This is a genomic window from Micromonospora wenchangensis (assembly GCF_002210435.1).
GTDB lineage: Bacteria > Actinomycetota > Actinomycetes > Mycobacteriales > Micromonosporaceae > Micromonospora > Micromonospora wenchangensis.
The window spans coordinates 1-13,871 of record NZ_MZMV01000108.1 but is presented as its reverse complement, the minus strand read 5'-3'; the positions used below and the strand labels follow the sequence as shown (position 1 = coordinate 13,871).

Sequence of the window (13,871 nt, the reverse complement as noted above, 5' to 3'; positions counted from 1 at the left end):
CGGCTGGCGCAACCTGTGGACCGGCATCTCCGGCGTCAGCAACAACGCCCTCGCCGTGATCAGCCTGGACGGCGTCAAGTACATCTACACGGTCGTCGGCGGCTGGGTGCACGAGGCGAACAGCATCAACGGCTGGCGCAACCTCAACTCCGGCATCTCCGGGGTCAGCCCCGACGCCCTGGCCGCGATCAGCTTCAACGGTGTGAAGATCATCTACACCGTGGTCGGCGGAATGGTGCACGAGGCGGCCAGCAACAACGGCTGGCGCAACCTCAACTCCAACGTCCGGGGCACCGCCGTCTCGGCGACCACCATCAGCGGGGTGAAGGTCCTCTACACCGTCTGACGGTCACCTGTTTCCGAACGCCCCGGCTGATCACCCCGCACGCGCGGTGGCCGGTGGCTGCCGTCGGCCGACAGACCGAGGTGCCCGGCGGCGCAGCCACCGGCCCGCCCCGCCGGGCACCTCGACCGTACGCCCATTCGGGCCCCGGGCTGCCGCCGGAGGTTCCCGGCGGCAGCCCGACCCCGTCGCCGTACCCGACGGCACGGACGCGACCGCACCACGGTAGGTGGCGGGCACGCGCAGCCGGCCCGACGGCGGCACCGAAGCTCTGAATGGTGAGCAGATTACTCATTCGATACGCCTATTTTCTGATCATTCGGCAGCGGTATATATTTCCGCTGAACCCGCCTGGAAATCTGCGGACGACAAGGTGAAAGGCGATCACTTTCCCGCACCCCGACGACGCTTTCCCCGAGGGTCCTTCAGTTCCCGTAAACGGCGAAGCCCCGCCCCCACCTGACGGCCCCTCCTGATCAGGTCGGCGCACAGTCCACGCCACCCTCGGAGGGAGAGAAGAATGAGCGGCCGGCCATCCGAAGGGTCGTCACACCCCACCGTCGCCATGACGACGGTCCACTGCCGACGATCGGTCCTCGCCGCCGGGGTGGCGGTACTCGCGATGGTGGCGGCGATCGGCGACGCGTCCGCCGGACAGGCCAACGGCGTACCCGTCGAACGCGCCATCACCTCTGCGGTGCCGGCGCACGACGCAACGGGGCGGGCACCGGCAAAACTGGGCGCCGTGACCGCCCTCGGCGCGGGTGAGAGCCACAGCCTCGCGCTGCGCTCGGACGGCACCGTCGTCGCCTGGGGCGGGAACTACGCCGGGCAGCTGGGCGACGGCACCACCGTCGACCGCACCACCCCGGTGCGGGTGTGCGCGGTGGGACAGGGCGCTCCCTGCACCCGGTTCCTCACCGGCGTGATCGCCATTGCCGCCGGCAGCAATCACAATCTCGCCCTGCTCAGGGACCACACCGTCGTCGCCTGGGGCGAGAACTGGGGGGATCTTGGTGACGGCACCCGCAACAACCACCCCACTCCGGTACGGGTGTGCGCGGTGGGGCAGGTCGCACCCTACGCGAAGTTCCTGACCGGAGTCAGGTCCATCGCCGCCGGCGCGTTGCACAGTCTGGCGGTGCTGGACGACACCTCTGCCGTCGCCTGGGGCTACAACTCCTTCGGCGAGCTCGGCGACGGCACCATCTACACCCGTCTGACTCCCGTCCGGGTGTGCGCGGTGGGGCAGGTCGCACCCTGCGCGAAGTTCCTCAGCGGAGTCAGGTCCGTCGCCGGCGGCTGGGTCCACACCGTGGCGGTGGCCGACAACGCGCTGGCCCTGGCCTGGGGCTGGAACTACGCCGGGCAGCTGGGCGACGGCACCACCGTCGACCGCGCCACCCCGGTGCGGGTGTGCGCCGTGGGGCAGACGGCGCCCTGCGAGCGGTTCCTGTACGGAATCCGGGACATCGCCGCCGGCCCGGTGCACACCATGGCGCAACTGAGTAGCGGCGGCGTACTGACCTGGGGCGACAACTTCACAGGTGAGCTCGGCGACGGCACGTTCACCGGCCGAACGGTCCCGGGGCAGGTGTGTGCGGTGGGCCAGACCGCTCCCTGCGAGCGGTTCCTGTACGGGGTCCGGGACATCGCCGCCGGCGACTACCACAGCCTGGCGCTCCAGCCTGACTACACGGTGGTCGCCTGGGGTTCCAACGGCCAGGGCCAACTCGGGGACGGCAGTGACGAGTCTCGTCCCACCCCGGTCCAGGTTCTCGCACCCCAGAGTTAGCGGGAGACGGGGTCCGGGCTGGATGGCCGGGCCCCCACCCGGGCCCCGGCCGCAGGAGCCGGCCACCCTCCTGTTCGGGGCGGAACGCCCGCTCGGCGCAAGCACGGCTCCGAGCCGCGCCGGCCGCCCACACGCACGGTAGGAGGCCGCCCGGCGGCCGGCGGCGCATACCGGCAGGCCGGGACGATCCGGGGCGGCGGAATGCCCGACATTCGTCATTAGTAATGGTCACTGTCCGCCACCAGGTCCACGGCCGACTGACCTCAACGGATGTTAAGTCGACGCTCATTCCCGGCACATGGTTGACGGCCCGCATCCCGAGGGCAATCATGTTGTTCACCGGATTCCCGGCCCGCGCAAATGTCGGATCTGGTAGTTGTTCCGGCGTTTCGACGCGGTTGCCCGCGAGGCGGATGCCCCGTGCGCAATTCCCTGTCGACCCAGTCGGGAAAACTGCCGCAGGCAGTCAGGAGCACACCGGTGAACGGGAACGACGAAGATCCCGCGCCGACCCGGCCCCGGCCGGCGTCACACGGCGCTGAGCTGCACGAACGGCTTGCCCTACACGGTGGCGCACCGATCCGCCGCACTCCCTGGCCCACCTATGACAAAGGTGCGGTGCACGTCTGCGCCGACGACGAGGAAGCGGCGATGCGCGCTATCCGCAGTCACCTCTACTTCCGCTACGACCAGCGCACCGAGGCGGAAACGGAGTGCGGGCAGTTCGAGGCGGAACTGTGCCGCTATTTCGGCACCCGGCACGCTCTCGCCGTATCCAGCGGCACCGCCGCGCTCGCCCTGGCGATCATGGGTGCCGCCGTTCCGCCCGGCTCATTGGTGGCCTGCCCGGGATTCACTTTCGTCGCCACCCCGAGCGCCATTGTGCTAGCCGGGTGCCGACCATTCCTGGCCGAGGTGGACGACGACCTGCGGATGGACCTCGACGACCTGCGCCGTCGCTGGCGACCGGAGATCAGGGCGATCCTCGTGGTGCACATGCGCGGTTTCGCCGCCGACGTCGCCGCGCTGGCCGCCTTCGCCGCCGAGATGGGCGTACCGCTGATCGAGGACGCTGTGCCCGCGCTCGGCGCCGAACTGCACGGCCGCAAGCTCGGCACGTTCGGCGTGGCCGGAGCGTTCAGCACCCAGTCCGACAAGGCGCTCAACTGTGGTGAGGGCGGCTTCCTGGTCACCGACGACAGCACCCTGTTCGGGCGGGCGGTGGCGCTGTCCGGGGCGTACGAGGGGCGGCTGCGGCGGCACTTCCCCGGCACCGAGCCACCCGTCGACGGGTTGGACCTGCCCCTGCTCAGCCTGCGGATGGACGAGATCCGGGCCGCCCTGCTGCGCGCCGAGCTGACCCGGCTGCCGCAGCGGCTGGCCCTGTTCCACCGCAACTACGCCCAGGTCAGCGGCGCGCTGGCCGACCTGCCGGGGATCGCTGTCCGCAACCCGGTCGCGCCCGGGGCGTACCTCGGTGAGGCGTTCGTGTTCCGGGTGCCCGGCGGGGACGCCGGCTGGTTCGCCCGCGCCCTGCGCGCCGAGGGCATCGACGCCCGCAACATCGGCGCGGACGACGACCTCAACGTGCGGGCCTTCTGGAACTGGCGGTTCATGTACGACGACCGCGACCCGGCTCGGGTACGGGCCACCCTGCCGCGCACCGCCCGACTGCTGGCCGAGACCGTCGACGTGCCGCTGTCGTCCAGTCTGACCCCCGACGACTGCGACCAGCTGATCCGCGCGGTCCGCAAGATCGCCGCCGCGGCGGGCACACCCGGTGGCGCGACACCGGACGGGTCGCGCCCGGCGGCCGTCGGGGTGGAGTCGGTGCGGGCATGACCACCGCCCCGACCCGGGACACCGTCGTCCCCCGGCTGGCGATGGTGGGCATCTTCGGTGGTCTCTTCGCCGGCTACCTGGGGCTCACCGCGGTCATCCCGGTGCTCCCGGCGTTCCTGCGCGACCGGCACGACGCCGGGGACTTCACCGTCGGCCTGGTGGTCACCGTGACGGCGGTGACCGCGCTGCTGGTCCGCCCGGTCGCCGGCGCGCTGGCCGACCGGTACGGCCACCGCACGGTGATGCTCGCCGGGGCCCTGGTCGTCGCCGCCGGGGGCCTGCTCTACCTGCTGCCGTTGGGCGTGCCCGCGCTGGTCGCCGTACGGCTGCTGCTCGGGGCCGGTGAGGCCGCCCTGTTCACCGCCGGTGCGGTGTGGACGGTGGCGTTGGCCCCGCACCACCGGCGCGGCCAGCTCATCGGCCTGTACGGGGTGAGCATGTGGGGCGGCATCTCCGCGGGCACGTTCCTCGGGGCGACCCTGCAACAGGTCTCCTTCACCGCGGTGTGGGTGCTCAGCGCCGCCGCGCCGCTGCTCGCCGCCGGGCTGGTCGCCGTGGTGCCGACGCCGCCCCGGACCGCCCCGACGGGCGGTGGCGGCGGCCTGCTGCTGCGCCCGGCGCTGCTGCCCGGGATAGCGCTGACGTTCGGGGCCGCCGGTTACGCCGGGCTCGCCGCGTTCGTGGTGCTGCACCTCGACGCCCGCGACGTCGGGCACGGGGTGGTGGTGCTGAGCTGTTTCAGCGCCGTCTACGCCGGCACCCGGCTGGTCATCGGGCACCTGCCCGACCGGCTCGGCCCGCGCCGGGTGGCGGCCTGGTGCGGGGTCGGCGAGGCGGTCGGGCTGGCCGTCGTCGCGGTCGCCCCGAACCTGCCGGTCGCGGTGGCCGGCAGCGTGGTCATGGGGGTCGGCTTCTCGCTGCTGCACCCGTCGCTGGCGCTGATGGTGATGAACCGGACCGACCCGGCCCGGCAGGGCGCGGCGATCGGCGCGTACACCTCGTTCTGGGATCTGGGGCTCGCGGTGTGGGGGCCGGTCACCGGCCTGGTCGCCGCCGGCTTCGGCTACCCGGCGGTCTTCACCGTCGGCGCGGCCTGCGCGCTGGTCGCGGCGGCCCTGGCGGTACGCATCGGCCGCCCCACCACACCCACGGAGGTACCCGCCGGATGAGCGACCCGTTGACCGTCCTGTGCGTCACCGGCTGGTGCCGCAACGGCAGCACCATCATCGGCAACGTCCTCAACGAGGTGCCCGGGTTCTTCCACGTCGGTGAGCTGCACTTCCTGTGGAAGAACGCCACCGGCCGGGGGGTCAACGACAGGTGCGGCTGCGGCGAGGCGCTGACCGGCTGCCCGGTCTGGTCGACGGTGCTGCCGATCGGCCGCCCCGACGGGACGTCCCCGGACGCGCACGCCGCGACGGTGATCCGGCGGCAGTGGTCCCGGGTGCGTACCCGGCACACCTGGCGGGTGCTGCGGCGCGGCCTGTACGACGACGAGATCCGCGCGCACGCCGACCTGATGGGCCGGGTCTACCACGGCATCGCCGAGCGGACCGGGGCACGGGTGATCGTGGACACCACGAAGATCCCCGGCGAGGCCGCGCTGCTGGCGCACCTGCCCGGCGTCCGGCCGTACTACGTGCACCTGGTCCGCGACCCCCGCGCGGTGGCGCACTCGTGGCGGGAGCCGAAGCAGTACGTCTACGCGATGTCCGCCGCCCGCAGCACCGGCTACTGGCACGGCTTCAACCGGGCCAGCGCCGCGATCACCCGCCGGTACCCGGACCGGTCGATGTTCCTGCGTTACGAGCAGTTCACCGCCGACCCGGCCGGCACCGTCGACGCGTTGCTGCGGCTCTGTGCCGCCGACCCGGCCGGCAACCCGGTGCGCGACCGCACCGTGCACCTGCACACCAACCACACGGTCACCGGGAACCCGGACCGGTTCCGCACCGGGCCGACGCTCATCCGGGACTCCGACGACGGCTGGCGGCGCACCCTGTCCCCCGGCCGGCGGTGGGCCGCGACCGCGCTGGCCTGGCCGCTGTTCGGCCGGTACGGCTACCGCTCCCCCGGCCCCGCCCCGGCGACGGTCGGCAGCACATCGGACAACGGGAGGTAACGGGCGTGGATCTCGGGCTGAAGGGGCGGGTGGCCCTGGTCGCGGGTGGCACCAGCGGCATCGGGTTGGCCTGCGCGAAGGAGTTCGCCGCCGAGGGCGCCCAGGTGGCGATCTGCGGACGCGACCCGCACCGGCTGGCCGCCGCGCAACGGGAGGTGGCGCAGGTGGCGACCGGTCGGGTCAGCGCCACCAGCGTCGACCTCACCGACCCCGACGCGGCCCGCGACTGGGTCGACGCGGTCGCCGCCGACCTGGGCGGGGTGCACGTGCTGGTCGCCGGCGGTGGCAGCCCGCCGGTCGGCACCGCCAGCGGTTTCGCCGTCGACGACTACCGGGCCGCCGTGGACCGGGTGCTGCTGCCGGCGGTGGCGCTGGCCACGGCCGCGCTGCCGCACCTGCGGGCCGCCGGCTGGGGACGGCTGCTGTTCGTCGCCTCCGAGACCGCCTGCGTGCCGATCGGGCCGCTGGTGCTCTCCGGGGTGACCCGGGCGGCGCTGGTCCGGTTCGCCCAGGGCCTCGCCGTCGACGTGGGCCGCGACGGCATCACCGTCAACGTGCTCGCCCCGGGCGGGGTGCGGACCCCGCCGATGGAACGGGCCGCCGCCCGGCTCGCCACCGACGGCGACGTGGAGGCCCGGCTGGCGGCGATGGGCCACCACAGCGCGGTGGGCCGGCTGGCCCGGCCGGACGAGGTGGCCGCGGTGGCCGCCTTCCTCGCCAGCGAGCGGGCCTCCTTCGTCACCGCCGGGGTGCACCTGATCGACGGCGGGGCCGCCGCGACCGGCCCGGAGCTGCCCCACCTGACCGGCGTCGGCAGGAACACCTACGCCTGACCACCGCCCCTTTCCGACCACCGCCTGCCCGGCTCCGGCCGGCCCGACGCCCCGACCCGCGCACGAAGGAGTGCCCGCATGTCCACGACCAGCCAGTTCACCGAACGGGACGTCTCCGAGTTCTTCGACCAGACCACCCAGACCTACCTCAGCTTCTGGGACAGCGAGGGGGTGCTGCACACCGGCTACTTCGCCGACGCCGACGACACCGACTACCCGGCCGCGGCCGACCGGACGTCCGACATCCTCGCCGCCGAGGCCGGCATCGACGCGTCCTCGACGGTGCTGGACGTCGGCTGCGGCTGCGGCAACTTCCTGCTGCGGCTGGCCGGGCGCACCGGCTGCCGGGGCGAGGGGCTGGACCTGAGCATCGAACGGGTCCGGTTCGCCCAGGGCAAGCTCACCGAGCGCGGCGACGGGCTGCCGGTCGCCTTCCGGCACGGCTCGGCCACCGCCATGCCGTACGACGACGGCAGCTTCACCCACGTGGTCAGCCAGGACGCGCTGTTCCTGGTGCCGGACAAGGCGCGCAGCCACGCGGAGATGTTCCGGGTGCTCACCCCCGGCGGGACGTTGGCCGTCACCGACTTCCTGCAACCCGTCGCCGAGATCGGCGAGGCGGCCCGCCGGCACGTCTACGACCGGGTGCGGTGGAGCAGCGGCTACTCCCTCGACGGCTACCGGGAGGCGTTGACGGCGGCCGGGTTCGAGGTGACCGTCGCCCGCAGCCTCGACAGCCACATCCGGCAGACGTACCGGGTGCTCGGGGAGACCGCCCGGCAGCGGGCCGCCGGGAGCGACGACGAGGCGGCCCGGCGGTGGATCCTCGGCTTCGCCGCCTCCTGCGACGAGATCCAGGCGGCGATCGACCGGGGCGAGTTCGGCTGGGGGATGTTCGTCGCCCGCAAGCCGGCCTGACCGACCCGCGTACCAGCTTCAGACCAGGAGGGCAGTCATGCAGCGCACCGACGCCGTCAAGCGGACGATCGCCGAGGTCGTCGCCGAACGCAGGACCCAGATGTCGCCAGGCGGGTTGTTCGTCGAGGCGTTCGCCAAGGACGGTTTCGACACCAGTGTCGACTACGACGTCACCATCACCGACTCGCTGACCAGCTCCCGGCGCAAGCCCCGCTACCCGTCGCGGAACATGCTCAAGGTGGTGGACCTGTCCCGGGAGCCGCAGGAGTTCTACTGGCACGAGAGCCCGCCGCGCCCCGGCGACCCGGTCGTGGACGGCGCGGACCTGCGCCGTGAGGCCGCCAACCACTTCCACCGTTCTCCCATTCCGGAGCTGCTGACCACCCGGGCCTGGGTGCAGGTGCCCGACGAGCTGTGGGCCGACCCGGTGGGTTTCGCCCAGTTCATCGACTACCGCCTGGTGGTGCGGCTGGCCACCGCCGAGAACCACACCATCCTGCGCGGCGAGGGCGGGCTGCTGAACATGCCGCAGCTCGGCCGGCTCACCGACCCCGCGCCGTTCGCCTCGACCATCCTGGCCGCCTGCAACGAGGTGGAGCAGATGGGCAGCACCGCCGACGGGTTGATCATCAACCCGGCCGACTACTACCGGCTGCTCGGCGAGGGGCACCTGATGCGCGACGTGGAGGACAACGGCGTGTTCATCGTCCGGACCCGGCTGGTCGACCCGGGCACCGCGATCGTCGGCGACTTCGGCCACGGCGCGGTGCTGTTCGACGCCGGCCGGTCGACCATCCGGTTCGCCGAACCGCCGCCGGGCACCTTCGCCGAGCCGGGTCGGGCGCTGTGCGCCGAGATCTGGGAACGGGTCGTGGTCAACCTGCCCACCTGCTTCTTCGTCGTCACCCTGTAGCGGGGGCCGAGATGGCGACGACGCCCGCGCCGCACGACGTACCCGGACGGTCCGATCCCGACGTCCTGGTCGTCGGCGCGGGCGTGGCCGGGCTGTTCTGCGCCTGGTTCCTGCGCCGGGCCGGGCTGAGCGTGACCGTGGTGGACCGGGGCGAGGTCGGTGACCCGGCCGCCTGCTCGTCGGGCAACACCGGCTTCGTCGGCACCCAGGGGGCCGCCCCGCTGGCCGAGCCCGGCGTGCCGGCCAAGGGGCTGCGTTGGCTGCTGCACCCGGACAGCCCGTTCCACGTCCGGCCCCGGCTCGACCGGGAGCTGCTGACCTGGCTGTGGCACTTCCGCCGGAACTGCACGCAGCGGCAGGCCCGCGCCGGCTTCGAGGTGCTGCTCGACCTCAAGCAGCGCAGCCTGGCCATCCTGCGGGAGGTCTGCGCACACGACGACCTGGCCGGCACCCTCACCGCCCGCGGCATGCTGCTGGCCTGCCGTACGCCGCAGGGGTACGCGCAGGCGCGGGCGTCGCTGCCGGCGGCGGTGGCCCGGGGGGTGCCGCTGCGCACCGTGGACCGGGCGGAGCTGGCCCGGCTGCAACCGGGCGTCGAGTTCGCCGTCGCCGGGGCGCTGCTCAACGAGGAGGGCGCCGCGCTACGTATCCCGGCGTTCCTGGTCGCGTTCGCCCGGCTGTTGCGGGCCGCCGGCGTGGAGATCCTCACCGACACCGAGGTACGCGGCTTCGACACCGTCGACCGGCGGGTCCGCGCCGTGCGCACCAGCCGGGGCGACCTGCGCCCCGGTGAGGTGGTACTCGCCGCCGGGGTGTGGTCGGTGGCGTGCGCCAAACAGTTGGGCGTCGGCCTGCTGCTGCAACCCGCCAAGGGGTACGCGGTGACCGTCGACGCGGGCCCGGCCACCCCGACCCTGCCGGTTCTGCTCAGTGAGGGGAAGGTGGCCGTCATGCCGTTGGGCGACCGGATACGTCTGGCCGGGACGCTGGAGTTGACCGGCCTGGACACCAGCGTGTCCCCGCGTCGGGTGGACGGCATCCGGCGCACCGTGCGGTCGTACCTGCCGGGGTGCGACACCGGGGGCCGGGTGCAGGTGTGGAGCGGGCTGCGTCCGTGCACCCCGGACAGCCTGCCGTTGATCGGCCGGCTCGGGTCGTACCGCAACGTCAGCGTCGCGACCGGGCACGGGCACATCGGGATGGGGCTCGCCCCGGCCGGCGGGCGGCTGCTCGCCCAGCTCGTCACCGGGGCGACGCCGGACGTGCCACTGGCGACGTTCGCGGTGGACCGGCACCGGCGGGGGCACCGGTGAGCGCCCCGACGATCGGGGTGCTCTGCCTGCAGACCAGTTTCGACAAGATCCCCGGCCACATCCGCAACCCGGCGACGTTCGACTTCCCGGTGGTGTACCGGGTCGTCGAGGGGGCCACCCCGCAACGGCTGGTCCGCGAGGCCGACCCGACCCTGCTCACGCCGTTCGTCACGGCCGCCCGGGACCTGCAGGGCGCCGGGGTCGCCGCGATCACCGGGGCGTGCGGTTTCCTGGTGCTGTTCCAGGCGGAGCTGGCCGCCGCCGTGGACGTGCCGCTGCACTCGTCGAGCCTGCTCCAGTTGCCGATGGTGCACCGGATGCTCGGTCCGGGCCGGACGGTCGGGGTGCTGACCGCCGACGCGGCGGCGCTGACCCGGCGGCACCTGGCCGCGGTCGGCGCGCAGGACGTGCCGATCCGGGTGGCCGGGATGGCCGACGCGCCGGAGTTCCGTGAGGTGATGCTGGAGGGCCGGCGCGACGCCCTCGACGTCGACCGGTTGGCGGCCGAGGTGGTGGCTCGGGCGGACGCCCTGGCCGGGCCGGACCTGGGGGCGGTGGTCATCGAGTGCACCGACCTGGTGCCGTTCGCGCACCTGGTCCAGGCCCGGCTCGGGGTGCCGGTCTACGACATCGTCACCCTGACCACGATGGTGCACGCCGGTCTGGCCCGGCACCCGTACGCCGACCGCCGGTAGGTCGCGTTCCCCGTTCCGCCGGTCGGTCGGGTCCACCACGGACCCGGCCGGCCGGCGGTCTTTTGTGGCTCCCCCCAGGTCGCCGGCGCGCGGCGGTCGCGCGGGCCGGGCCGCCGTCCGGGGTCGATCCGCAGGTGATGCGGTATTCACGATTTCAAACTCCGCCATTGTCACGAGTTTCCGGCCGGAATCTCACCGTCGGTCGATGACGCATCGCACTGTGCGCGACGGCCCGCCGATCGCAGGATTGACATCAACCGATCAGGGGATGGGAGGCAGCCGAGATGGACGACAGATACGACTCGTACTGCGCGGTCGATCCGCTCTTCTACGACTCGTTGTCCAGCGCGAGCGCCACCGCCACCGGCATCGGCTACGCCACCGACCGCCCGCAGCCGGCGGACTGGGAACGCGAGGTCAAGGACGACTGGCTGATCCACGCGCCGGTCGGCGGCACGCTGCCCGCCCAGGGCTGGAAGATCCACGTCTCGGCCCGGCTGGACAACGCCGAGCGGGTCCTCGCCCAGGTGATGGACTACTGCGAGCCGCGTGGCATCCCGTTCAAGCACCTGCGCGGCCCCCGGATGCTGCTGATGCGCAACAGCAAGTACGCCCGCCGGGGCGGCAGCGGCAAGTTCGTCACCGTCTACCCCCGCGACGACGCCGAGCTGGAGCTGACCGCCAAGGAGCTGGCGGCGCTGCTCGACGGCGAGCAGGGCCCCTACATCCTCAGCGACCTGCGCTACGGCGACGGCCCGGTCTACCTGCGCTACGGCGGTTTCGCCGCCCGTTTCTGCCTCTCACCCGAGGGGCAGGTGGTGCCCGCCATCGCCGACGCCACCGGGACCCTGGTGCCCGACCGCCGCGACCCGGTGTTCCACCTGCCCGACTGGGTGACCCTGCCGGACTTCCTCGCCCCGCACCTGGCCGCCCGCAACGCCGCCAGCACCACCGAGCTGCCCTACCGGATCGAGAAGGTCATCCACTTCTCCAACGGCGGCGGCCTGTACGAGGCGCGGGACACCCGGACCGACACCCGGGTGGTGTTGAAGGAGGCCCGCCCGTACGCCGGCCTCGACGCCACCGGGGCGGACGCGGTGACCCGGCTGCGCCGGGAGGCCACCGTGCTGCGGCAGCTCGCCGACGTCCCGCACCTGGTGCGGGTGCACGACGAGTTCAGCTTCGGCGGGCACGAGTTCCTGGCCCTGGAGTTCGTCGAGGGCCGCCCGCTCAACCAGGTGGTCGTGCAGCGCTACCCGCTGGTGCACCCGGACGCCGACCGCGCCGACTACACCCGCTGGGCGCTGGACGTGCACCGGCAGGTCGCCGAGGCGGTCGAGGCCATCCACGCGCACGGCATCGTCTACGGCGACCTGCACATGTTCAACATCATGGTCGGCGACGACGGCGCGGTCACCCTGATCGACTTCGAGGTCGCCGCGCCGGCCGCCGAGGCGAGCCGCCCGGCGCTGCGCAACCAGGCGTTCGCCGCTCCCCGCGACCGGGTCGGCCCCGACGTCGACCGGTACGCCCTGGCCTGCCTGCGGCTCGCCCTGTTCCTGCCGCTGACCGCGATGCTGCGGCTGGCCCCGGAGAAGGCGGCGCACCTGGCCGACGTGGTGGCCGAGCACTTCCCGGTCGACCGGACGGTGCTCGACGAGACCGTCGCGGTCATCGTCGGTCCCCCACCGGCCACCGGCACCGCCGACCCGGCGACCCCGACGGCACCCGCCGCGGCGGCCCCGACCAGGCCGGACCCGGACGTGGTGCGGGTCGACCCGGACGACTGGCCCGGCCTGCGCGACCGGCTGGTCCGGGCGATCACCGCCAGCGCCACGCCGCACCGCGACGACCGGCTCTTCCCCGGCGACATCCGGCAGTTCAGCGGCAACGACGGCGGGCTGAACCTCGCCCACGGCGCGGCCGGGGTGCTCTGGGTGCTGCACGCCACCGGCGCCCCCGTCGACCCCACCCACGTCCGCTGGCTGGTCGACCGGGTCCGGGAACCCGCCTCCGGCAGCCGACTCGGCTTCTTCGACGGGCTGCACGGAGTGGCGTACGTGCTGGACCTGCTCGGCCAGCGCGACGAGGCCCGCCGGCTGCTCGACCGCTGCCTCGACGAACCGTGGACGGAACTCGGCAACGACCTGGTGGGCGGCCTGCCCGGCATCGCGCTGAACCTGACCCACTTCGCCACGCTGACCGGCGAGGACCGCTACGAGGCCGCCGCCCGACGGGCCGTCGACCTGGTCGTCGACCGGCTCGGCGACGTCGACTCGGTGGCCGAGGTCAGCGGCGGCCGGCACCCGTACGCCGGACTGATGCGCGGCGGCGCCGGGGCGGCCCTGATGCTGCTGCACCGGTACGAGCGGGAACCCGACGCGCGGCTGCTCGACCACGCCGAGACCGCGCTGCGGCAGGACCTGCGCCGCTGTGTCCGCCGCGACGACGGGCACCTGGAGGTCAACGAGGGCTGGCGGACCATGCCGTACCTCGCGGAAGGCAGCGTCGGGGTGGGGCTGGTGCTCGACCGGTACCTGCGCCACCGGCCCGACGAGGCCCTGCGCGAGCAGGCCGACGCGATCCGCCGCTGCGCCGACTTCCCGTTCTACGCCCAGTCCGGGCTGTTCGCCGGACGCGCCGGAATCGTGGCCTACCTGGCCGGCCGGGGCGAGTACGACGTGGCCCACCACCAGGCCCGCCTGCTGGGTTGGCACGCCCTGCCGTACGCCGGCGGCACCGCCTTCCCCGGCGACCAGCTGCTGCGGCTCTCGATGGACCTGGCCACCGGCACCGCCGGCGTGCTGGCCGCCGTGGCCGCCAGCCGACCCACCGATCCGGTCCGGTTGCCGCTGCTGGCGCCGACCGGCGACGCCACCCCGGCCGACTGACGGCCCACCCGCTCCCCGGGGGTCACCCCGGGGCCGACCGACCCGACGACTGTGGAAAGGAGGAAAGACATGGCCCTGCTCGACCTCCAGGGGATGGAGCTGCCGGCCGCCGAGCGTACCGGCGGTGGTAGCCGGGCGAGTCTGCTGCTCTGCGGCGACAGCTCGCTGAGCGTCACCACCTGCAACTGAACCGACGGTCGTCGACC

12 protein-coding genes are annotated in these 13,871 nt (G+C 73.4%); all 12 read left to right on the top strand.

The features are described from left to right. Window positions 1-346, top strand: a 346-nt coding sequence (locus B5D80_RS33580) for a hypothetical protein (protein WP_158224283.1), incomplete at its 5' end; no start/stop codon positions are given. 562 nt (window positions 347-908) lie between these two features. Beyond that, window positions 909-2,138 (top strand): RCC1 domain-containing protein, encoded by a 1,230-nt coding sequence (locus B5D80_RS31855; RefSeq protein ID WP_158224282.1) that lies wholly within the window; start codon window positions 909-911, stop codon window positions 2,136-2,138. A 651-nt stretch (window positions 2,139-2,789) separates the two neighbouring features. Beyond that, window positions 2,790-3,980: a DegT/DnrJ/EryC1/StrS family aminotransferase gene (locus B5D80_RS31850; RefSeq protein WP_245855105.1), complete on the top strand. Its 1,191-nt coding sequence runs from the start codon at window positions 2,790-2,792 to the stop codon at window positions 3,978-3,980. Next, window positions 3,977-5,149 carry an MFS transporter gene (locus B5D80_RS31845; RefSeq protein WP_088647637.1) on the top strand — a complete coding sequence of 391 codons (1,173 nt, stop codon included), beginning with the start codon at window positions 3,977-3,979 and terminating at the stop codon, window positions 5,147-5,149. The genes B5D80_RS31850 and B5D80_RS31845 overlap by 4 nt, the downstream gene beginning before the upstream one ends. Beyond that, entirely contained in the window at window positions 5,146-6,102 is a 957-nt protein-coding gene (locus tag B5D80_RS31840) for a sulfotransferase (protein WP_088647636.1), read from the top strand. The genes B5D80_RS31845 and B5D80_RS31840 overlap by 4 nt, the downstream gene beginning before the upstream one ends. Window positions 6,103-6,107: 5 nt before the next feature. Further along, the gene (locus tag B5D80_RS31835) at window positions 6,108-6,935 is read left to right on the top strand and encodes an SDR family NAD(P)-dependent oxidoreductase (RefSeq protein ID WP_088647635.1); all 828 of its coding nucleotides are present in this window, start codon (window positions 6,108-6,110) and stop codon (window positions 6,933-6,935) included. A 78-nt stretch (window positions 6,936-7,013) separates the two neighbouring features. Beyond that, window positions 7,014-7,853, top strand: a complete 840-nt coding sequence (locus B5D80_RS31830; protein WP_088647634.1) for a class I SAM-dependent methyltransferase — start codon at window positions 7,014-7,016, stop codon at window positions 7,851-7,853. A 37-nt stretch (window positions 7,854-7,890) separates the two neighbouring features. After that, window positions 7,891-8,766 carry a family 3 encapsulin nanocompartment shell protein gene (locus B5D80_RS31825; RefSeq protein ID WP_088647633.1) on the top strand — a complete coding sequence of 292 codons (876 nt, stop codon included), beginning with the start codon at window positions 7,891-7,893 and terminating at the stop codon, window positions 8,764-8,766. Between the two features lie 11 nt (window positions 8,767-8,777). Further along, a complete protein-coding gene (locus B5D80_RS31820) occupies window positions 8,778-10,079 on the top strand; it encodes an NAD(P)/FAD-dependent oxidoreductase (RefSeq protein ID WP_088647632.1) in 1,302 nt (433 codons plus the stop codon). After that, complete coding sequence (locus B5D80_RS31815; RefSeq protein ID WP_088647631.1) at window positions 10,076-10,774, top strand: aspartate/glutamate racemase family protein; 699 nt, start codon at window positions 10,076-10,078, stop codon at window positions 10,772-10,774. Before B5D80_RS31820 ends, B5D80_RS31815 begins: the two co-directional genes overlap by 4 nt. A 284-nt stretch (window positions 10,775-11,058) precedes the next feature. Next, window positions 11,059-13,665: a class III lanthionine synthetase LanKC gene (gene lanKC, locus B5D80_RS31810; RefSeq protein ID WP_088647630.1), complete on the top strand. Its 2,607-nt coding sequence runs from the start codon at window positions 11,059-11,061 to the stop codon at window positions 13,663-13,665. A 69-nt stretch (window positions 13,666-13,734) separates the two neighbouring features. After that, window positions 13,735-13,854: a SapB/AmfS family lanthipeptide gene (locus B5D80_RS31805; protein WP_088647629.1), complete on the top strand. Its 120-nt coding sequence runs from the start codon at window positions 13,735-13,737 to the stop codon at window positions 13,852-13,854. The last annotated feature ends 17 nt before the right edge of the window (window positions 13,855-13,871 follow it).